This is a genomic window from Prescottella equi, from assembly GCF_002094305.1.
GTDB lineage: Bacteria > Actinomycetota > Actinomycetes > Mycobacteriales > Mycobacteriaceae > Prescottella > Prescottella equi.
This window is the reverse complement of record NZ_LWTX01000003.1, coordinates 23,384-43,851: the sequence shown is the minus strand read 5'-3', so window position 1 is coordinate 43,851 and position 20,468 is coordinate 23,384. Positions and strand designations below refer to the sequence as shown.

Below are 20,468 nucleotides of genomic sequence, written 5' to 3'. Positions count from 1 at the left end.
CAATGGCATTCGTCATCGGCGAGGCATGTATCGACTACATGGACCGGTCCTGCATGGAGGAGTGCCCGGTCGACTGCATCTACGAGGGGGAGCGCAAGCTCTACATCAATCCGAACGAGTGCATCGACTGCGGTGCATGCGAACTCGCGTGCCCGGTCGAGGCGATCACCGTGGACCGCAAGGCCGACCCCGAGTTCAAGGAGGACGCCAAGCGGTTCTTCCTGGAGATCCTGCCGACCCGGGCCGAGCCCGTCGGCAACCCGGGTGGCGCCGCCAAGATCGATGTGATCGGCGTCGACACCCCGATGGTGGCGGCGTACTGATGGGCGTGCGGTTCGGGTACGCGGACACCTCGTTCGGCCAGCTGCACTACGCCGAGCAGGGGCGGGGACCGGTGATACTGCTGCTGCACCAGACCCCGCGCTCATGGGACGAGTTCCGAGAGCTGATTCCGTTGCTGGCGAGCAACTTCCGAGTGATCGCGATGGACATGGTGGGCTTCGGTGCGAGTGCGTCGCTGCCCGCCCCGCAGACCATCGAGGACTTCGCACAGGGGGCCTGGGAGCTGCTCGACGCCCTGGGCGTCGACCGGGCCACCGTGCTGGGGCACCACACCGGTGCGGCCGTGGCGCTCGAGATGGCGGCGGCGGACGGTGGACGACTCGACGCGGTCGTGCTGTCGTCGTGTCCGTGGGCGGACGCCGAGTACCGCGCCGGTCACACGGGCGCGGGCGGGGTGGACTGCGCCGAGCGTGTCCCGGACGGCGACCACCTGCGGGTGCTGTGGGACCTGCGTCGTCCGTACTATCCGGACCCCGTCACGGGTCTGCTGGACCGGTTCGTCCACGACGCCCTCTCGTTCGGGGTGGATCCGGCCGAGGGACACCGCGCGTGCGGTCGGTACCGGATGGAGGAACGGGTCGGCTCCGTCACGGTTCCGGTCCTGCTGATCGGTGCGGGTGCCGATCCGTTCTCGATGCCGGCCCTTCCGAAGCTGCGTGAGCACCTCATCGGGGCACCGTCGGTGGCGGAGATCGTGATCGAGGACGGCACCGTGGCCCTCGTCGAACGGCACGCGGACCGGGTCGCGACAGTGGTGTGCGAGTTCCTGGCGAATGTGAACACCACCGCCTCGCCGGTGACGGCGGACACCCTGGTCGCGCGGCATATGTAAACCCTGTGAAACCGGTCCGCTGGACGGAACGTGTGACGTGCGTCTCGGGACTTTGGTCCCTAGCGTCACTGGCACCGACAGGGCTACACCGCTCGGACCTCCGAGTCGGGGAGAGCCCCAGAGTGTCAGGAGGCCGCAGTGACGACAGCGATGCAGCGATCGGTCGATCTCGGTTCGGTGGTGCCGATCCAGGCGGCGCGAGGACAGGGCGGTGAGATGTCGTCGGTGCTGGGAAAGGCCCGCTCGATCCTCGACGCCTTCGACAGCGACCACAGCGATCTCTCGCTCACCGAGTTGACGCGCCGCAGTCGGGTCGCGAAGGCCACGGTGCACCGTCTCGCGGGGGAACTGGTCGAGTGGGGTCTGCTCGAGCGGGCCGGCACGAAGTACCGCCTGGGGTTGCGTCTGTTCGAGCTGGGGCAGCTGGTGCCCCGGCAGCGGATCCTCCGTGACGCGGCGCTCCCGTACATGGAGGACCTGCTGCTCGCGACGCAGGAAACCGTGCACTTCGCGGTGCGCGACGGCATCGACGTCCTCTACATCGAGAAGATCATCGGCCACCGCGGGCTCAACCAGCAGTCCCGCGTCGCGGGCCGGCTCCCGTTGTACTGCACGGCCACCGGGAAGATGATCCTGGCGTTCTCACCGCAGTCGGTGTTCGACGAGGTGGTCGAGCAGGGCTTCACCGCGCTCACCGCGCGGACGACGATGTCGGTGTCGGTCCTGCGTCAGCAGCTCGAGCGGATGCGCAAGGAACAGTTGGCGGTCGAGGTCGAGGAGACACGCCTCGGCTACATGAGTGTCGCGGTTCCGGTCTTCAGTGGTCCCACAACGATTGCCGGGGCACTGTCGGTGACCGGCCCGACGGTCCGGCTCAACGTCAGCCGGGTGACCGGTGCGCTGCGTACCGCGGGAATGGGTATCAGCCGCGCGCTGCACGCGATGAAGTGCACGCACGCCCCCGCCGACCTCGCGCGGGGAATGGCCTGTAGCCCCACGATGTGTTCGTTCAACGGTTGCGGCAAGTAGGTGGTGCGGTCAGCGGCCGGGAGCGATCCCGGCCCCTTCCGCGTCCCACGTGTTCGGCCCGATGCCGCGTTCCCGCAACGCCGCCTTGCGCACCTTGCCCGTCTCCGTGAGCGGTAGCGCGTCCACGACGTCGATGTACCGGGGCAGGGCGAAGTAGGCGAGACGGGGCTCGGCGAACCGGCACAGCTCGGCGGGTTCGACGCGGTGCCCGGGCTGCACGACGACCGCCGCCATCACCTCGTCCTCGGCCAACTGCGACGGGACCGGGAACACCGCCGCCTGCGCGACCGCGGGATGCTGCGCGAGCACGTCCTCGACCTCGGTCGACGAGATGTTCTCCCCGCGCCGGCGGATCACGTCCTTGATCCGGTCGACGAATCGGAACCAGCCGTCGGCCTCCCGCACCACGCGGTCGCCCGTGGCCAGCCATGCTCCGGGCGCAGCGGGCGGGTCACCGAGGTAGCCGAGCGCGAAGGCGCCGTCGAGTTCGGTGCGCACCAGCAGTTCGCCGGGGGTGCCGTCCGGGACGGGGCCCCCGGCCGGGTCGACGACGAGCGCGTCGTATCCCGGCATGACCGTGCCGAGGTAGCCCGCGCGCCGGTCACCGGGAACGGTCCCGAGCACCAGATTCGTCTCGGTGGTTCCGAATCCGTCGATCAGCTCGACACCGAACCGTTCCCGGAACGGCCGCCACAGCCGCTCGGGTGTCGCGGGAGAGAGCGCCCGGGTCGCCCGGTGCGCGCGATCGTGCGGGGACGGCGAACGACCGGCCAGCATGGCGACCATCGCGCCGAGCAGGTACACGACGGTCGCGTCGGCGTCGGCGACGCGGCGCCAGTACTCGCGCACCGAGAAGTGCCGGCCGAGAACGAAGGTGCCGCCCGTCACCACGGCCTGGAAGAGCGCGTTGATGGCGTTGGTGTGGAACAGCGGCAGGCCGTTGTAGAGCACGTCGTCCGGACCGAGGCCGAGTGAAGCGCCCACACCCTGTCCCCACCACAGGAATTGTGCGTGCGGGCACTCCACGCCTTTCGGCATCCCCGTGGTGCCGGAGGTGAACAGCACTGCCGCGGGGGAGAGGGCCGACAGCCCTTCGACCGGCGGCAACGGCCGCGAATTCGGTTGCGGCGCCTGCTCGGTGCCGACGATCCACAGCTCGCCCCGGAAACCGGCTCCCGCGACGCGGGAGACGTACTCGGGTTCGACCAGTACGTGCCGGGCACCCGACACCGCGAGGACATGACGCAGCGCGTCACCGCGGAAGGCGGTGTTCAGCGGCACCGCGACGGCACCGAGCCAGGCGCACCCGAGGATCAGATCGATCGCCTCGACGCGGTTCGTGGTCATCGCGGCGACGGGGTCACCACGCCGGATCCCGCGACGTGCGAGCGACCCGGCCATGGCGCCCGCGCGGTCCACCAGTTCGCGGTAGGTCACTCGCACGTCGTCCACCCGCAGCGCGGTGTGGTCACCGCGCCGGGCGGCACGGTCGAGGAGCAGCGCCGGGATCGTCATCGGGTCCGGCAGCGGCAGTGCCCCGGTCACATCGTCACGGAACGACGACGGCACGGCCGGCGACCTTGCCCTCGCGCATCAGCTGCAACGCGTCGGCGATGTCGTCGAGCGGGAACTGCTGGACCGCGAGGCGGATGTCGCCGGCCACGAGGCGGGCGATCATGTCGGGGGCGAGCTCGGCTTGGCGGGCGGTCTTGCGAATCATGTTGACGGGCAGAATCGCAACGTCACTGAGCAGCCAGTTCGGCAGGTCGATCGTGAGCTGCGTGCCGAGCGTGTATCCGATCAGTGCGGCTCGCCCGCCCGGCACGACACGGGCGAGCAGGTGCGGCAGCGCGTCCCCGCCGAGGGTGTCGATCAGGACGTCCGCGACCGGATCGGGCCCGAGGGCCTCGGCCACCTCCGCGCCGCGCCCGACGATCGGCCGAACCCCCTCCGGCAGCAGCGCGACCTGATCCTCGCGGGGCACCACCCCGATCACTTCGGACGCCCCCGCCAGCTGTGCGAACTGGGCGGCCATCGCCCCCACCGCGCCGGAGGCTCCCGCGACGATCACGCGTTCGCCCACTCGGACGTCGGCAACATCGTGAACGGCGACGTAGCCGGTGGTGCTCGGCAGCAGGAAGGTTGCCGCGACCGCGGGGTCGAGTCCCGAATCGAACGGGGTGAATGCCTTGTCCGAGGCCACCACGAACTCGGCCCAGCAGCCGTTCTTGAACAAGCCGACGCCGCCGCCGCGCACCAGGACCGGGGTCCCGGGCTCGAAGGTGTCGGACTCGACGACGGTGCCGGCACCGTCCGTGCCGCCGATGTGCGGCAGTCGAGGGCGGACGTCGAAGTTGCCGCTCGCGACCGTCATGTCGAGGTGACCGAGTGCGGCCGCATCGATCCGGACGAGGGTCTGGCCGGGTTCGCGGGCGGGCACGTCGACGTCGTCGACCACGGGGGCCTGTCCGAAATTGTGGAGCCGGGCGGCGCGCATGTGTTCTCCTTCTGGATCTTTCGAAAACCAAGTCGGCCCGTGGGCCGTGGAATGAGGGTCAGGTCAGCACGCCGTCGGCACGCAGCCGGGCGATGGTCGCGGGCGGATACCCGGCGACGTCGCGGAGCACGTCGTCGGTGTCCGCGCCGAGCAGGGGCGCCGCTCGGCGGACGGTCACCGCGGCGCCCACCCGCACCGGTGCGCCCTCGTGCAGGAAGCGACCGACCTTGGGATGGTCGCCGGGAACGTAGTACCCGCGTGCCCGCAGGTGCGGGTCGCTCTCGACCAGGTCGCGGCCGTTCTGGACGACCCCGGCGGGAACTCCGGCGGACTGGAGGCGGTCGGCGACCGTCTCGGCGGGCAGGGGCGCCGTCCACGTCGCGATCGCGTCGGCGATCTCGGTTCCGTGTTCGCGCCGTCCCGCCGCGGTGCGGAACCGGTCGTCGTCCGCCCAGTCCGGACGTCCGAGCACGTCGCAGAGGTGTCGCCAGTCGGCGTCGTCGCGGACGGCGATCGCGCACCAGCGGTCCGGGCCGAGACACCGGAAGACTCCGTGCGGCGACATCGTGGGGTGCGCGTTGCCGATCGGGACCGGGAACCGTCCGGTGCCGGTCGCCTGCACGACGCTGGTGCCCATGTGCGAGGCCATCGCCTCCAACTGCGACAGGTCGACGTGCTGGCCGCGGCCCGTGCGGTCCCGGTGCTCGAGTGCGGCGAGGACGGCGGTCGCGGCCTGCAGTCCCGCCACGATGTCGCCGTGCCCGTAGATCACGCCCACCACCTGGTCGCTGCTCCAGCCGGTGAGGGCAGTCAATCCCGTTGCGGCGGAGACGATGTCGGCGTACGACACCCAACCGCTGCGCGGTCCGGTGTGGCCCATGCCGGACATCGAGACGTACACGATGTCGGGGCGCAGTTCGCGCAGCCGCTCGTACCCGAAGCCCATCTTCTCCATGACGGTGGAACTGAAGTTCTCCACGACGACGTCGCTCTGCGCGATCAGGTCGGCCAGGACCTCGAGGCCGGCGGGGGAGCGGGTGTCGAGGGTGATGCTGCGCTTGTTGCGGTTGACGTCGTTGAAGTACCCGCTCGTGTCCGGGTCGTCGTGCGGTCCACGGGACAGGTGCATGAACGGCGCGAACCGCGTCGGATCCGGCCGGCCGAGCGATTCGACCTTGACGACGTCGGCTCCGTGATCGGCGAGGATGCGGGTGCAGTACGGTCCGGCGAGCACCCAGGTCAGGTCGAGCACTCTGATGCCGTCGAGCGGAAGGGTGCTCGAATTCAACTCGGGCGACCGGATTTCCGGGGGCCGGCAGTCGTCCAGCAGGGCCTGGTGCTCACCCGGCTCCGCCACCACGAGATCCCGGGCGCGCGACCCCTCGGGGAACGCGAAACCGAAGCCGAGATCGCGGGTCACGCCGTCGGGCGAGACCACGTCGACGAAGAAGTCGCGGTCGTTCAGCTGCGGGTTGACGAGCAACTCGTCCGGCCGATCGACGGCCGACCACGGTAGCTTGCGAGACTGTGCCGCGACCGCGAACTCTTCCTTCGTCCACTTGTCGAGGAAGCGCTGCACCACCTCGAAGACGTGTTCCTGATGACGCTTTCGCTCCACCGGATCGCCCCAGCGGGGGTCGGTGAGGTCGTCGGCCGCGCCTTCCTCGACGAGCCAGGCCAGCAGCGCGTCCCACATCCGGGGACTGCCGCCCAGCCCGCCGCCCAGGAAGCCGTCGGCGGCACGGAACAACCCGTGCGGCACCAGTGGGTGCACCCGTCCGGGCCGCGGCGGTACCCGGTCCTCGTGCAGATACGCGAGCGTCCCCGCCTCGAGGCTCGCGGCGACGCACTCCTGCGCGGAGACGTCGATCGCCGGTACTGGGCCGAGCCGACGTGCGCGCAGACCGAGGAGTGCGCCGATCGCGGCGTTCACGCCCGCCAGCTGCTCGGCCTGCCCCTGGGGAAGCAGCAGAGGAGGGCCGTCCGGGTCGCCCACCTGGGCCAGCATGCCACCGAGGGCAGCGACGGTGAGATCCGTTGCCGCCCAATCCCTGCGCGGTCCGTCGACGCCGAACGGGGTCACCCGCACATGAACGGTCGAATCGGCGGGCACCGATACCGGTTCGGCACCGGGGGCGCTGCCGTCGAGGAAGACGTCCGATGCGGCGACCAACCGGGCGAGGTCACCGCGTCCGGTGTCCGATCCGAGATCGATTACGACGGACTTCTTTCCGGCGTGCCAGTGGCCGTACGCGTGCCCGCCGAACTCGTGCCGGCTGGGATCGCCGTCGGCCGGTTCGACGAGCACGACGTCGTAGCCGAGGCCGACGAGGATCCGTCCGGCGAAGCGGGTGAAGGGGCTCGAGAGTTCGACCACCCGGATTGCGGATTCGACCACGGCTGCTCCGATCGGTGACGCGGGTTCTTCGGTGAGTGCGCCGACACTATGGCGATGCCGGGCCCCGGGAAACGATTCCGTTCTGCTGACCGAACCGGGCGCGATCCGGTCGGCAGAACGGATCGATCATTCGGTGTCGGTGTGCTCGGACACCCAGCCGTGCAGCATCACCGTGTCGGTGTCGACGGAACCGGTGATCTTGCCCTGGTCGCGGAAGAAGGTGACCAGGTCGTCGGCGCGGGCCGTGTCGTCGGGGGTGAAGTCGCGTCCGACGAAGTCGATCTGGGTCACCGTGCGCTTCGCCTCCGCGGGATCCATCTGGATCGCCGACGAGATCGCCGCGGCCGCGCGGTCGGGATCCGAGTTCACGATCGCTGCTGCGTCGGCGACCACCGCGAAGACCCGGGCCGCCAGCTCCTCGTTCGCGGCCAGCCACGACTCCGAGGTGAGCAGCCACTGCGAGTACCGGGCGCCGAAGTCGCCGCTGGTGCCGACGACGCGGCCCCCGGTGGCGACGGCCTGGGCCACCCACGGATCGAACGAGATGAAGCCGTCGATGTCGCCGCGGGCGAGCAGCGCCGGCTGTTCCGGCGGGCTGGTGCTCACCAGTTTCACGGCCGCCGGGTCGAGGCCCACACTGCGCAGGTAGGCGTCCGTGAAGTAGAGGCCGATACCGGGGAACACGCCCATGGTCTTGATCGACTGCGGCGTGACGCCGGGGCGGAGCACCACCTGGAAGTAGCGGTCGGATTCCTCGTAGACACCGAGTGCGCGCAGGGTCGGGTTGGCGGCCATCACCGTCAACGCGGTCGAGTCGGCGTTGCCGGACATCTCGGAAGTGCCGGCCACGACATTCTGGGCGCTCGCGGCGCCGCCCTCGGTCTGGATGATCTGCACGTTCAGGCCGGCGGCCTCGAACAGGCCTTCCTTCTCGGCGACGAAGAACGGTGCGTACGACGGATCGACGCCGACCGAGATGCGGACGAGCCCGTCGGGGGCGGACGCCGCCGACTCGGACGCCGGCCGGGAACATGCGGTGGCGACGACGGTCACTGCGGCGAGTGCCGCGACGGCGGCGAGTGCGCGGCGCCGGAATCTGGATGTCATGGGTTTCCTTCGTGGTGGGGGATCGGTGCGCGCTCAGCGGCCCGTGAACGACGGTGCCCGCTTGTCGAGGAAGGCCTGCAGTCCTTCGGCGGTGTCGCGGGTACGGATCAGTTCGAGAACGGCGGCGAATTCGACATCGAGCGCTTCGTCGAGCGCAAGCGTGCGGCCTGCTTCCACGATGTGCTTGAGCATCCCGATCGTGCGCGTCGGTTTCGCGGCCAACTCGGTTGCGAGTTCGTCTATGCGGGAATCGAATCGGTCGTCGGGGACGACCTCGTCGACCAGGCCGATGTCCAGGGCCTCGGTGGCGGAGAGCCGTGCCCCCTGGATCATGAGGAGCTTCGCGCGATGCGCTCCGAGGAGCCGGGGCAGTCGCTGGCTGCCACCGGCGCCGGGGAAGAGCCCGAGCCCCATCTCCGGGAAGCCGATGGTCGCCGACTGCGTCATCACCCGGACGTCGCACGCGAGGGAGAGTTCCGCACCGCCGCCGAGCGCATGTCCGTTCAGTGCTGCGACAACGGGTTTCGGTGCGGACTCGAGGAGCTTCTGCACATCGGTCCACGGCCGCATCGCACGCTGCGTCTCCTCGGTGAGCTCACGCATGACGCGGATGTCGGCACCGGCGACGAAGAATCGACCCGTCCCGCGCACGACGATGCAGCGGACGTCGGGATCGGCGGCGAGCGGAGGAAGGACGGAGAGCAGTTCGGCGATCAACGCGGGATCGAACGCATTGGCGGGAGGCCGATCGATCGTGACGGTGGCGACGCCGCTCGCGCAGGTCACGGCGAGACACTCGGGGGTGGGTGGGCTTTCGGTCGTCATGGCGGCTCCAGGTCTCGGTGAGTCGGGTCCGGTGAACCCGTTGAGAGGAGCCGAGTATCGACGGGAGGTGGCGTGGTGGGCACGACCGCCGGTCCGGTGGGCGAACCGGAAACGTCACCGTAACGAGCGGCGGCGCGTCTCGGTCGCGTCAGGCGGTATCGGGTGAATGCAGTCGGCCCGCCGCACGACGGTGATCGACCCGGAAGACGCGAAATGCGCGGTGCGCGGGACCTCCCCCTGCTCGCACACCGCGCACTCGCGCCGTGACCCTGCCCGTCAGAGCAGGTGGACCTTCTTGTACAGCACCTTGGACGGCCCGCCGACCAGGCCGACGCTGTCGAGGAAGCTCATGAGCTTCGAACCCGACGTGCGGATCTTGTCGTGGTGGTGCTTGTTGGTGCGCGCGACCTCGAGTGCGCGCTCCTTGTCGAGACCGGCGTTCACGTACACGTCGGGGTGAATCATGCTCTTCATGACGAAGTAGACGGTTGCGGCGGTGCTGACGCGCTCGAAGGCGCGGCGGGCACGGGAAGCGCCCTGCAGGCGGCGTGTGACCTCTTCGCGGGCGAAGCGGATGTGCCGCGCCTCCTCGAGAACGTGAATCTTGCTGACGGTGCGCGTGATCGGCTGGACGCGTTCGTCCTTCATGAAGTCGCGCTGCATCATGTCGAGGATCTCCTCGGCCGCCATGACGCTCGCGTACGCGTTGGCGCCGCGGAACAGCCCGCCCCACAGTCGGCCGGCCCGGTGGATGAACGTGATCGGGCCGTAGTCGGGCATCCCGAACTTTTCGCCTGCGCGCGCGAACATCACGGAGTGGCGGCACTCGTCCGCGACCTCGGTGAGCGCGAACTGCACGTGGCGCGAATGCTTGTCGCGGCCGTAGACGTCGCGCAGGAGCATCTGCATGAGCAGGATCTCGAACCACAGACCGACACTCGAGACGCTCGCGGCCTCGTGCTTGGTGAGCTCGATCTTCTGCTCGTCGGTCATCTCGTCCCACAGTGCGGTGCCGTACAGCGTGCTCCACTCCGGGGTGAGCCCGAACTTGTCGGTGGGCAGCGGCGCGTTCCAGTCCACTTCGACCATGGGGTCGTACGACTTGCGGGCGGACGAGGCGAGCAGGCGCCGCGCGGTCTCCTCGCGATCGGACACCGGTGGTGCCGTGCGGGTCGACGGAATCGCAGTGGTCATGACGCCCCCTCTTCCTGTCACCGCCGCGGTCGCGGCGAGCCATCTGTGTGTGACGGTCGGTTACTGTTAGCTGAACCATACAATGGCGATTGTCACGATGGCAATGGGTGGCACGCGGAGCGCGGGCTGATCAGCGCTGGCGGGCCCCCTTCAGTTCGGCGGCGACGTCGCGCACGAGTGCGCCGATCTCGGCGTAACGGTCCGGTGTGAGCCGGGTTTCTGGCCCGCTCACGATCACCGCGCCGACCGGGAGTCCCGTCGAGTCGGTGACCGCGGCGGCGATGCTCGTCGAGCCGGGTTGCACAGCGCCCTCGCACAGCGACCAGCCGCGGGCGCGGATTTCGGCGTAGTCGTCGTCGGTGAGGAGCGTCGCCGGGTCGGGCGTGACGTCGGCGCGCGCGTCCGGGTCGAGCAGGGCGCAGATGGCGCGGCCGGCGGCGCTCGTTCCGGCCGGATGGATCTGTCCCACCTGCAGTGTCGTTCGGACGATCTGCTTGCCCTCGGCGACGTCGACGACGGCGATCGTGGAGTTGTCGAGGACCGCCAGGTGGGCCGTCTCGCCCGTCGCGTCGCGCAGCGAGCCCAGCAGTGCGCGGGCGCGCACCGGCAGCGGGGACGACGTGAGCGCGCGGCCCGCGACGATCAACGGTTTGGTCGACACCTCCCAGCGGGGAGGGGAATCGGGAAGCGGGCGAATCCATCCCGCGTCGTGCAGGGTCGCCAGCGTGCGCTGAAGGGCGCTCTTGTCCTCGTCGAGGACGCGGGAGAGTTCGGTCAATCCGATCGGCTGGTGTTCGGCGACGGCCTCGACGACGCGGAGTCCGCGCGCGAGGGTGCCCAGTGTCTTGACTGAGATGTGGATCACCCCTACTGTGTGTCTGCAAGTGATACTCACTATCGCATAGTGATACTTACGTCGGCAAGGTGCCCCATCGAAGCCTCGTCGACGCGATCTCGCGAAGGAGCGTGCCGTGACGGCTGTCAACCAGGAACTCGATCCCGAACTCTTCAACCCCGAGCCGGAACCGGCCGAGGTCAAGTACACGGTCATCTCCGTCGACGACCATGTGGTGGAGCCGGCGCACCTGTTCGAGACGTGGATGCCCGCGTCGCTCAAGGACCGCGGCCCGAAAATCCTCGAGGGCGAGGACGGCTCGCAGGTCTGGGAGTTCGACGGCAACATCTACTCGCAGGTGGGCATGAATGCCGTCGCCGGCCGCCGCAAGGAATCGGTGAAGTACGAGCCCTTCCGCTTCGACCAGATGCGTCCGGGGTGCTACGACATCCATGCCCGCGTCAAGGACATGGACAAGGGCGGCATCTGGGCGATGCTCAACTTCCCGTCGCAGATCACCGGGTTCTGTGGCCGGGTCTTCGCGCACGCGTCCGACAAGGAGGTCGGCATCGCGGCAGTGCGCGCGTGGAACGACTGGATCTACAACGAGTGGCACCTCGAGTACCCGACCCGCGTGATCCCCGGTGGCATCACCTACCTCACCGATCCGGTCGAGGCGGTCAAGGAGATCGAGCGCAACGCGGCGCGTGGCTTCACGTCGGTCACCTTCCCGGAGCGTCCCCACGCGATCGGTCTGCCGTCCCTGTGGGATCGCGATCACTGGGATCCGATCATCCAGGCCTGCGTCGACACCGACACCGTGATCTCGCTGCACGTCGGCAGCTCGGGCATGTACCAGTACCCGCAGGGCGCGCCGGGACTGCAGTTGGGCGCCACCATGTTCGGCCAGCTCTCGCTCGGTGCATGCAGCGAGTGGCTGTGGTCGGGCTACCCCAAGGATCACCCGACGCTGAAGATCGCGATGAGCGAGGGCGGCATCGGCTGGGTGCCGATGCTGATCGACCGGCTGGACAACATCATCGACCGGTCCGGCTACGGCCTCGGCTGGGACGAGCGTCCGGCGGACATCCTGCGTCGCAACTTCTGGTTCTGCACGCTCGACGACCCGTCCACCATCGCGCTGCGCCACGTGATCGGGGTCGAGAACATCATGCTCGAGACGGACTACCCGCACGGTGACGGCACGTGGCCGCACACGCAGAGCGTTCTCGAGAACTACTGGGGCGACATCCCGGCGAACGAGATGCGAATGATGTGCAGCGAGAACGCCGCCAAGCTGTACCGGCACCCGTTGCCCGAGATCGTTCTCCCCCGGGACTGAGGGGCAGCGGCTTGCTCGTCGACGTGGGCGAAGTGCAGATCGCCACGCGGGTGGTCGGTTCGGGCCCTCCGCTGCTTCTGCTGCACGGCTACCCGCAGACCCGCCGCGTCTGGCGGCGGGTCGCGGACGCTCTGGCCGACCGCTTCACGGTCGTGACGACGGACCTGCGGGGCTACGGCGACAGCAGCAAGCCGGCGGGCGACGACGCCCACACGACGTACTCCAAGCGGGCCATGGCCGGCGACCAGGTGGAAGTCATGCGCAGCCTGGGGTTCGAGCGCTTCGCGGTCGCCGGCCACGACCGGGGTGCGCGCGTGGTGCACCGCATGTGCCTCGATCACCCCGATCGGGTGGTCCAGGCCGCCCTGCTCGACATCCTGCCGACCTCGGAGGTCTACGCCACCACCGACCGGCAGTTGGCGACCATGTACTTCCACTGGTTCTTCCTGATCCGGCCGCACGCGCTGGCCGAACAGCTCATCGACGCGAACCCGGACGCGTGGATGGACAACGTGCTCGGCCTGGCGGGCGGGGCCGGCACCTCGATGTCCGCGGACGACATCGAGCACTACAAGTCCCACTTCCGGGATCCGGCGGTGGTGCACGCGACGTGCGAGGACTACCGGGCCGGCGCGTCCGTCGACCTCGAGCACGACGCACTCGACGCCGGTCGCCGGATCCCGTGCCCGGTGCTCGTCCTGTGGGGTGACCGGGGACCGCTCACCCGGCGCGAGCATCCGCTGAACGTCTGGCGGCGATTCGCCCGCGACATCACCGGCCGTGCCCTCCCGGGCGGGCACTTCTTCATCGACGACTCTCCCGACGACGTCGGGCGTGCGATCGCAGAGTTCCTCGAACCGTGGCGGTGCGGCGAACTCGACTGAGCGTCAACCGAGGCCGTCGCGCCTCGTATCACGAGAGGAGATACTTCGTTGGAATTCACACCCACCGCAGACCGTCTGATCCCGGAACTCGATGCCCGGGAAGAGATGGTCATGCTCGGCCGCACCCTCTGGAACGAGGGGTACCGCGACCACCTGGCCGGCCACATCACCTACAACCTCGGTGACGGCACCCTGCTGTGCAACCCGTGGCTGCTGACGTGGGAAGAGGTCTGTCCGGACGATCTGCTGCGGATCGATCTGCAGGGCAACCTGATCGAGGGCGACTGGCCGGTACCGCTCGGGATCCCGCTGCACCTCGCGCTGCACAACGCCCGTCCCGAAGTGGTGTGGGCGCTGCACAACCACTCCGAGTACGGCACGGTGTGGGGCGACATCAAGGAGGTGCCGCCCGCGTACGACCAGAGTTCGAGCCTGGGCGGCGGCGAGGTGGTTCTCGTCGACGAGTACGACGGCGCCGTCAACAGCATGGAGGCAGCCGAGAAGGCGGTCCGCGCGATCGGTGACGCCGACCGGGCGTTGCTCGGCGGGCACGGCGTCTTCGTCATCGCCGACACGGCCAAGGCGGTCTTCCTCCGCGCGGTGGCGCTCGAACAGCGCTGCAAGAACGCGTGGATGGTCCGTGTCGCCGGCGGACCGGACAAGACGTCGCTGCCGGACTGGTGGCTCGACCGGCAGCTGAAGAACGACGGCAACGGCTTCCACGGCTTCTGGGAGGCCGCGGTGCGCAAGGAGATGCGGGCCGATCCCGTCCTCGCGCAGAAGATCCTGTCGCGGCCGCGATGACCGAGACGTTCACGACGGACGTGGCGGAGGGGTCGGGCGCGGAGCCCGAGCCCGGCGCCGCGGCCCGTCCTGCCGACATCTTCACCTGCCGCGAGGTCATCCGGATCATCTCCGGTGTCGAGCGACGGCCGCCGGGAGAGCGGCTCGACGAGTACTACTGGGCCGAACTGCTCGCCGGATGTACCGAATCCGAAGTGCTCGAGGCCACGTGGGAGCACTACCGGCGGCAGTCACGGCCCATCTGGCCCGCCGACATCCTCGGCTGGGTGGAAGCCCGCCGCGCGGACAGCGACGCCGACCGATGACGCGCACGGTGGTACTCGTCCCCGACGCGCGCGGCGTGGCCGCTCTCGCAGGCATCCCGCACGTGAGCGCGGTGGTGTACGACCCGAAGTGCCCACAGGTCCCGGACGGCGCGGCCGATGCCGAGATACTCGTCGCGAACGGACTCGATCCGGCCGGGGCGGGTTCCCTCTTCGCCCGGTTGCCGCGCCTGCGGATGGTGCAGCTGTTCAGTTCGGGAGTCGAACGTTGGACCGGGGTCGTGCCCGAGGGCGTGACGGTCTCGAACGCGGACCGGGCCCACGGCGGCGCGGTCGCGGAGTGGGTCGTCGCGCAGTTGCTCGCCCACGTCCGGGATCTCGCGGGCTACCGGGCCAAGCAGCGGGACCGGCAGTGGGAGGCGCACCGCACGGGGACACTGTCGGGTCGGAGCGTCCTGGTGTTCGGGGCGGGCGACATCGGTGAGAACCTTCGACGACGGCTCGAACCGTTCGGCTGCACGGTCACCCTCGTCGGCCGGACGGCGCGTGCGGGTGTCGTGGACTTCACGCAGGGCCGGGCGGTGCTCGGCGACCGGGACGTCGTGATCCTGGCTCTGCCGCTTGATGATTCGACGGTGCACCTCGTGGATGCGGGGTTCCTCGGCGCGATGAAGGACGATGCGGTGCTGATCAACGCCGGACGCGGTGAACTCGTGGACACACAAGCCCTTCTCGGGGAGTGTGGGCGGGTGCATGCGATCCTCGACGTCACCGATCCCGAGCCGCTCCCCGTTGAGCATCCGCTGTGGACCGCACCCGGCGTGGTGGTGACGCCGCATGCCGCGGGCATCACCGACGACGTGCTCGACCGGTGCTGGGCCGCGGCCGCACGCAAGATCGCCGCGTACGTCGCTCCGTCCCGGGCGGTGGTGTCGGGATGAGGGCCTTCGGATTCGACTGGCAGTGGCGCGCATCCGGAGAACCGATCAGCGTCGAGGACTACCGTCGCGCCGCGGGCCGCAAGCTCCCGCGCATGGTGTGGTCGTACATCGAGGGCGGTGCCGACGACCTGCGCACCGTGGCCGGCAACCGGTCGGCGTTCGACGACTGGTGGCTGGTGCCGAGCGTCCTGGCCGGGCACGACACTCACGACCTGTCCACTCGGGTTGCGGGACTGCCGGTCTCGATGCCGGTACTGACGGCGCCGACGGGATTCAACGGACTCACCCGGTGGAGCGGCGACCTCGACGCGATCCGGGCCGCCGAGCGCGTCGGCACCCGGTGCGTCGTCAGCACGGCGTCGACGTGGTCGGTCGAGGAGATCGCGGACGCCGCCGGCGAGAAGCACGCCTTCCAGCTGTACCCCGGTTCGGGCGGCGTCGCCGCGGCTCTCATGCGCCGCGCGTGGGCGGCCGGATTCCGGTCCCTGTTCGTGACGGTCGACGTCCCGGCCGTCGGGAACCGCGAGGGCGAGAGGCGGGAGGGGATGGGCGTCCCGCCCGTCCTCACCCCGCGTCGGCTGCTCGACGTCTCGCGTCATCCGCGGTGGGCCTACGACGTCGTGAAGCATCGGCGGATCGGCGGGCGCAACCTCGCGTCCGGAGACGGTGTGACCGCGGCACTCGCGTCGATCGAGATCCAGGAGCGCCAGCTCGTCCAGTCGCGGCTGAACTGGGACGACGTGGCTTGGATGCGGGACAACTGGCACGGCACCGTGCACCTCAAGGGGGTGTTGCGGCCCGAGGACGCGGCACGCGCGGTGGACCTCGGACTGGACGGCGTCGTCGTGTCGAATCACGGGGGCCGCCAACTGGACGGCTGCGTGCCGTCGGTCGCGGCGCTGCCCGCGGTGGCCGACGCCGTCGCCGGACGCGCCGAGGTGCTGCTCGACGGCGGCATCCGCCGCGGCACGGACGTGCTCAAGGCGCTCGCCCTCGGGGCCGACGCGGTGCTCGTCGGCCGCCCGTGCCTGTACGGCATGGCGGTCGCCGGGGAGCGCGGCGTCGAACACGTGCTCACGATCCTGCGCGAGGAGATCGCGCGCGGACTGACCCTCCTCGGGGTGCGCGACATCCAGGACCTCGACCGGTCCCACGTGCGCCCGGCGACATCCGATGATCAGAACACGGTTTCGATCGAGGCGATTACCACCCAGTGAGACTCCCGCCACAACGGAATCGAATTCATCGGTATCAAGAATCGCGTTCCACACTGATGCCTGCTCGAGGAGGACTGCAATGGGTAACCCGGTGATCGTGGATGTGGCGAGGTCTCCGATCGGTCGACGTGGTGGCTGGCTGTCGGGACTGCACGCCGCGGAGCTGCTGGGTGCGGTGCAGTCCGGAATCCTCGAACGCCTGGACCTCGATCCGGCCCTGATCGAACAGGTGATCGGCGGCTGCGTCACGCAGGCCGGAGAGCAGGCGTCGAACGTCAGCCGCAATGCGTGGTTGCATGCGGGCCTGCCGGAGCGGACCGGCGTGACGACCATCGACGCCCAGTGTGGTTCGGGTCAGCAGTCGGTGCAGTTGATCGCGGCACAGATCGCGGCCGGTGTCATCGACGCCGGTCTGGCGTGCGGCGTCGAGGCGATGTCCCGGGTTCCGCTGCTGTCGAACATCAAGGGCGATGTCGGCAGCCCCAAGCCGCCGGGCTGGGCCGTGGACATTCCGGCACAGTTCGAGGGTGCCGACCGAATCGCCCGTCGGCGTGGATTCGCGCGTGAGGATCTCGACGCGTTCGGTCTGCGCTCGCAGCAGCGCGCAGCGCAGGCGTGGGCGGAAGGCCGCTTCGACCGGGCGATCATCCCGGTGAAGGCGCCCGGCACCGACGGTGGTGCTCCCGCCGAGGTGTCGCGCGATCAGGGGCTGAGGGAGACCTCGCTCGAGGCGCTCGCGAAGCTGAAGCCGGTTCTCGACGGTGGTCTGCACACCGCAGGTACCTCGTCGCAGATCTCGGACGGCGCCGCCGCGGCGGTGCTGATGGACGAGACCCGGGCCCGGGAGCTCGGTCTGCGCCCGCGCGCCCGGATCGTCGCGCAGTGCCTGATCGGTGCTGAGACGCACTTCCTGCTCGACGGTCCGGTGCAGGCCACCGAGTACCTGCTGGGCCGGACCGGCCTGTCCGTCAAGGACATCGACCTGTTCGAGGTCAACGAGGCGTTCGCCGCGGTCCCGATGTCTATGGCCCGCGTGCACGGTGTCGACGAGGACCGGCTCAACGTGAACGGCGGTGCGATCGCCCTGGGCCACCCGGTCGGCTCGTCGGGCGTCCGGCTGATCGGCGCGGTGATCGACGAACTCGAGCGCCGCGACGGCGAACGCGCACTGGTCGCGGTGTGCGCCGGCGGTGCGATGGCAACCGGAGCGATCGTCGAGCGCATCTGATGCCGGCCCAGCTCACGGGTTTGGACGGGAAGGTCGCGGTCGTCACCGGTGCCGGGCGGATGCGCTCGATCGGCCGGGAGATCGCCGTCGAACTCGCCCGTGCCGGTTGCGATGTCGTCGTCACTGGCACGGGGCGCACGCCGGACCGCTTCACCGACGAGGAGAAGGCCGCGGGCTGGCGCGACATCGAATCCGTCGCCGACGAGATCCGGGCGCTGGGACGCCGGGCGACCGCGGTCGTCGCGGACGTCGCCGACGAGGATTCGGTGAACTCCCTGCTCGCGCAGGTCCAAGCGGAGTTCGGGGGCGTGGACGTCCTCGTCAACAACGCCGCCGCTTCCCGCGGCGGCGACCGAGTCCCGGTGACCGAGCTGGACGTCGACGTCTGGGACCGCGTGCTCCGGGTCAACCTGCGGGGAACGTTCCTCATGAGCCGGGCCTTCGCGCGGGCGATGGTCGAGCGGGGCGCCGGCGGCTGCATCGTCAACATCTCGTCGATCGGCGGAAAGACCGGCGGCGCAGACACCGCCGCCTACGCCGCGTCCAAGGCGGGGGTCCAGTCGCTGACGTCGTCGATGGCCAAGGAGCTCGGTCGCTCCGGGATCCGGGTGAACGCGCTGTGTCCGGGCGTCACCTCCACCAGCCGTCTCGACGACTGGCCCGCAGACGTCTGGCAGCGGTACGTCGAAGCCAACATTCCGTTGCAGCGCGCGGGCCATCCTCGCGAAGTAGCCTGGGCCGCAGTCTTCCTGGCCAGTGATCAGGCGGCGTGGGTCAGTGGCCAGTCCTGGAACGTCGACGGCGGCCAGCTCACGGTCCGCTGACCCACGCCGGCCGGCCCCGAACGATCCTTCCCCGGAAAGGTGCAGTGATGTCCGAGATTCGTCCAGTACCCGATGCGCGGGCGGCGGCCGTCGCGCGGCTGACGGCGCCGGGTGCGGCCTTCGAGATCGCCCCGGAGCCGGTGCGCGGCGCGGCGATGCCGGTGTTCCGCAACCGGCACCGATCGCTGCATCAGCTGCTGATCGAGTCGGCTCGCTACGGCGATGCCGAGTATCTGGTGTGCGACGACCTGCGCCTCACCTTCGCCGAGCATCTGGCTCGGGTGGCCTCGCTCGCCCAGGAGTTCCGGACGCGGTACGGGATAGGCGAGGGCGATCGGGTTGCCATCCTCTCGGCGAACAACGCCGAGTGGATCATGACGTTCTGGGCGGCCACGGCGCTCGGCGCGATCACGGTCGGCATGAATTCGTTGTGGTCGGCGCGGGAGATCGCCTACGGTGTCGAACTTTCCGAACCGAAGCTGATCGTGGCCGACGGGCCGCGGCGGGAGCTGCTGGGTGCGGTGGACGTCCCCGTGCTCTCGACCGAGGTCGACATCCCCGCGCTGTCGACCGCGCAGCCGGGCGCGGAACTTCCGGTGCCGGACGTAGGCGAGGACGATCCCGCGGTGATCCTGTTCACCAGCGGGACGACGGGTCGGCCGAAGGGTGCGACGCATTCGCAGCGGAACATGGTGGCCGCGGTCGACTTCCACCGGTTCAACGACGCCTTGGCGGCGGAGTTGGGGCGGCCGCCCAGCGCGCGCAGGTTCCTGCTGGCGACGCCGCTGTTCCATATCGCGGCGCTGCACAACCTGGCGGTTCCGCGGCTGGCGTTCGGAGACACCGCGGTGATCACCACGGGCCGGTTCGACATCGATCGGGTGCTGCGGTTGATCGAGCGTGAGCGCTTGACGAACTGGGGTGCCGTCCCGACGATGGTGAGCCGCCTGGTCGAACACGACCTGTCGGCATACGATCTGTCGTCACTGCAGACGATTTCGGTGAGCTCGGCGCCGTCGTCCGCGGCGCTCAAGGAGCGACTGCGGCAGGTGTTGCCGGCCGCGGGGCGGTCGCTGGGTACCACGTACGGGTTGACGGAGTCGTCGTCGGCGGCCACGTTGGCGACGGCCGCGGACCTGGCGGAACGGCCGGACACCGTGGGTACGGCCGTGCCGACGATGCGGGTCGAGGTGCGGGACGAGGTCGGCCGGCCGGTGCCGGACGGCGTGGAGGGCGAGATCTACGTGCGGGGTCCGCTGGTGATGCTCGGCTACTGGAACAACCCGGAGGCGACCGCGGCGACCATCGACGAGACCGGCTGGATGGCTACCGGTGATCTGGGGACGATGGAGGACGGGTATCTCCGGATCAGCAGCCGCCGTTCGGATCTGATTCTCCGCGGCGGTGAGAACGTGTATCCCGCCGAGGTCGAGGACGTGCTCGTGGAGCATCCCTCGGTGCGCGAGTGCATCGTTGTCGGGACCGAGCACGCCGACTACGGCGAGGAGGTCTGTGCGGTCGTCGTCGTCGACTCCGATGTGCCGGTGACGGAAGAGGAGTTGGCCGGGTACATGACCGAGCGGATCGCGCGGTACAAGGTTCCGAGTCGGTGGATCCTCCGGGGCGAGGAACTGCCGCGCAACGCGACCGGCAAGGTCAAGCGGGTGGAGGTTCTGGCTACTCTGTAGTAGCTGTCTTCTCGAAAAGTGCTGTGACCAAGAGAAACTGGCCGGTACACACCGTGTGGGTGCGTACCGGCTCAGTGCTGTCCGGGCCGGGATCTCGGGCGCGAGACGCTGGTTGCGCGGATGAGTGTCCATATTGCGGTTTCCGCTTGCACAACGAGCGTTGCGTGCTGTTATTGTCATCACAGCAGCGTGAGATCGGAATCACACGATGCTGCTTG

At 69.5% G+C, this 20,468-nt stretch carries 19 protein-coding genes; 12 read left to right on the top strand and 7 right to left on the bottom strand.

Translation table 11 applies throughout. From position 1 onward, the window contains the following. The first annotated feature begins 2 nt into the window (after window positions 1-2). From A6I89_RS09460 to A6I89_RS09450, 3 genes are all read left to right on the top strand, one after another. Complete coding sequence (locus tag A6I89_RS09460) at window positions 3-323, top strand: DUF362 domain-containing protein (protein WP_005517222.1); 321 nt, start codon at window positions 3-5, stop codon at window positions 321-323. Further along, window positions 323-1,174 carry an alpha/beta fold hydrolase gene (locus A6I89_RS09455; RefSeq protein WP_005517223.1) on the top strand — a complete coding sequence of 284 codons (852 nt, stop codon included), beginning with the start codon at window positions 323-325 and terminating at the stop codon, window positions 1,172-1,174. The genes A6I89_RS09460 and A6I89_RS09455 overlap by 1 nt, the downstream gene beginning before the upstream one ends. Window positions 1,175-1,312: 138 nt before the next feature. Further along, window positions 1,313-2,203 carry an IclR family transcriptional regulator gene (locus A6I89_RS09450; protein ID WP_013417398.1) on the top strand — a complete coding sequence of 297 codons (891 nt, stop codon included), beginning with the start codon at window positions 1,313-1,315 and terminating at the stop codon, window positions 2,201-2,203. A 9-nt stretch (window positions 2,204-2,212) separates the two neighbouring features. Here A6I89_RS09450 and A6I89_RS09445 read toward each other — a convergent pair whose 3' ends face one another. The 7 genes from A6I89_RS09445 to A6I89_RS09415 all read right to left on the bottom strand — a co-directional run bounded on the left by A6I89_RS09445 (window position 2,213) and on the right by A6I89_RS09415 (window position 11,089). Then, window positions 2,213-3,718 carry a crotonobetainyl-CoA--carnitine CoA-transferase gene (locus tag A6I89_RS09445; RefSeq protein WP_044991474.1) on the bottom strand — a complete coding sequence of 502 codons (1,506 nt, stop codon included), beginning with the start codon at window positions 3,716-3,718 and terminating at the stop codon, window positions 2,213-2,215. Window positions 3,719-3,752: 34 nt separating this feature from the next. Beyond that, complete coding sequence (locus A6I89_RS09440; protein ID WP_022598252.1) at window positions 3,753-4,700, bottom strand: quinone oxidoreductase family protein; 948 nt, start codon at window positions 4,698-4,700, stop codon at window positions 3,753-3,755. A gap of 58 nt (window positions 4,701-4,758) precedes the next feature. Continuing rightward, the gene (locus A6I89_RS09435; RefSeq protein WP_022598250.1) at window positions 4,759-7,098 is read right to left on the bottom strand and encodes a CaiB/BaiF CoA-transferase family protein; all 2,340 of its coding nucleotides are present in this window, start codon (window positions 7,096-7,098) and stop codon (window positions 4,759-4,761) included. 126 nt (window positions 7,099-7,224) lie between these two features. Beyond that, window positions 7,225-8,205 (bottom strand): ABC transporter substrate-binding protein, encoded by a 981-nt coding sequence (locus A6I89_RS09430; RefSeq protein ID WP_022598248.1) that lies wholly within the window; start codon window positions 8,203-8,205, stop codon window positions 7,225-7,227. A 33-nt stretch (window positions 8,206-8,238) separates the two neighbouring features. Beyond that, complete coding sequence (locus A6I89_RS09425; protein WP_022598246.1) at window positions 8,239-9,030, bottom strand: enoyl-CoA hydratase/isomerase family protein; 792 nt, start codon at window positions 9,028-9,030, stop codon at window positions 8,239-8,241. Between the two features lie 276 nt (window positions 9,031-9,306). Next, window positions 9,307-10,224 (bottom strand): AurF N-oxygenase family protein, encoded by a 918-nt coding sequence (locus tag A6I89_RS09420; protein WP_005517230.1) that lies wholly within the window; start codon window positions 10,222-10,224, stop codon window positions 9,307-9,309. 130 nt (window positions 10,225-10,354) lie between these two features. Beyond that, window positions 10,355-11,089 carry an IclR family transcriptional regulator gene (locus A6I89_RS09415; protein ID WP_005517231.1) on the bottom strand — a complete coding sequence of 245 codons (735 nt, stop codon included), beginning with the start codon at window positions 11,087-11,089 and terminating at the stop codon, window positions 10,355-10,357. A 106-nt stretch (window positions 11,090-11,195) separates the two neighbouring features. On the opposite strand from A6I89_RS09415, the gene A6I89_RS09410 reads away from it, so the two are divergent. From A6I89_RS09410 to casG, 9 genes are all read left to right on the top strand, one after another. Next, window positions 11,196-12,401, top strand: coding sequence for an amidohydrolase family protein (locus A6I89_RS09410; RefSeq protein WP_022598244.1), 1,206 nt, complete (start codon window positions 11,196-11,198; stop codon window positions 12,399-12,401). An 11-nt stretch (window positions 12,402-12,412) separates the two neighbouring features. After that, window positions 12,413-13,285 (top strand): alpha/beta fold hydrolase, encoded by an 873-nt coding sequence (locus tag A6I89_RS09405; RefSeq protein WP_022598242.1) that lies wholly within the window; start codon window positions 12,413-12,415, stop codon window positions 13,283-13,285. Between the two features lie 48 nt (window positions 13,286-13,333). Then, entirely contained in the window at window positions 13,334-14,089 is a 756-nt protein-coding gene (locus A6I89_RS09400; protein WP_005517234.1) for a class II aldolase/adducin family protein, read from the top strand. After that, entirely contained in the window at window positions 14,086-14,394 is a 309-nt protein-coding gene (locus A6I89_RS09395) for a hypothetical protein (protein ID WP_022598240.1), read from the top strand. Before A6I89_RS09400 ends, A6I89_RS09395 begins: the two co-directional genes overlap by 4 nt. Further along, the gene (locus A6I89_RS09390) at window positions 14,391-15,293 is read left to right on the top strand and encodes an NAD(P)-dependent oxidoreductase (protein ID WP_022598238.1); all 903 of its coding nucleotides are present in this window, start codon (window positions 14,391-14,393) and stop codon (window positions 15,291-15,293) included. The genes A6I89_RS09395 and A6I89_RS09390 overlap by 4 nt, the downstream gene beginning before the upstream one ends. Further along, window positions 15,290-16,510, top strand: coding sequence for an alpha-hydroxy acid oxidase (locus A6I89_RS09385; protein ID WP_022598236.1), 1,221 nt, complete (start codon window positions 15,290-15,292; stop codon window positions 16,508-16,510). Before A6I89_RS09390 ends, A6I89_RS09385 begins: the two co-directional genes overlap by 4 nt. A 79-nt stretch (window positions 16,511-16,589) precedes the next feature. Then, window positions 16,590-17,738, top strand: coding sequence for a steroid 3-ketoacyl-CoA thiolase (locus A6I89_RS09380; RefSeq protein ID WP_022598233.1), 1,149 nt, complete (start codon window positions 16,590-16,592; stop codon window positions 17,736-17,738). Beyond that, window positions 17,738-18,562, top strand: a complete 825-nt coding sequence (locus A6I89_RS09375) for an SDR family NAD(P)-dependent oxidoreductase (RefSeq protein WP_022598232.1) — start codon at window positions 17,738-17,740, stop codon at window positions 18,560-18,562. The genes A6I89_RS09380 and A6I89_RS09375 overlap by 1 nt, the downstream gene beginning before the upstream one ends. Before the next feature lie 47 nt (window positions 18,563-18,609). Beyond that, window positions 18,610-20,250: a steroid-24-oyl-CoA synthetase gene (gene casG, locus A6I89_RS09370; RefSeq protein ID WP_044991439.1), complete on the top strand. Its 1,641-nt coding sequence runs from the start codon at window positions 18,610-18,612 to the stop codon at window positions 20,248-20,250. The last annotated feature ends 218 nt before the right edge of the window (window positions 20,251-20,468 follow it).